This is a genomic window from Paracraurococcus ruber (assembly GCF_004353985.1).
GTDB lineage: Bacteria > Pseudomonadota > Alphaproteobacteria > Acetobacterales > Acetobacteraceae > Paracraurococcus > Paracraurococcus ruber.
The window spans coordinates 1-425 of record NZ_SMOA01000712.1; the positions used below are offsets into that span (position 1 = coordinate 1).

A 425-nucleotide genomic window follows, 5' to 3' on the forward strand; every position below is an offset into this window, starting at 1 on the left:
TGGCGCGCGGCCAGGCGCGCCATGGCGAATTCCAGCTCCGGCTCGGCCGGGTCGGCGGCGCGCGCGGCGGCGAGCAGCGCCGCGGCCTCGGCGAAGCGCCCCGCCTCCTCCTCGATGGCGGCCAGGGCGGCCAGCGCCGGCACATGCGCCGGGTCGCGTGCCAGCGCGGCGCGGAACAGCGCCGCCGCCTCCGCCGTCTCGCCGCGCAGCCCGGCGATGGTGCCGAGGCGGAAGGGCGGCTCGGCATGGTCGGGCAGCGCCGCCATGGCCGCCTGCAGCGCCGGCACCGACTCGGCCAGCCGGCCGAGCTGCATCAGGGCGAGGCCGAGATTGAGCGGCGCCAGCCCCTCCCCCTCCCCCCGCGCGGCCGCGTCCCGCAGCAGGGGCAGCGCCTCGGCCGGCGCGCCGCCGGCCAGCGCCGCGAG

1 protein-coding gene is annotated in these 425 nt (G+C 81.9%); it reads right to left on the reverse strand.

Annotated features, from left to right (window positions below; all coding sequences use genetic code 11):
- Positions 1 to 425, reverse strand: a 425-nt coding sequence (locus tag E2C05_RS32525) for a tetratricopeptide repeat protein (RefSeq protein WP_133223685.1), incomplete at both ends; no start/stop codon positions are given.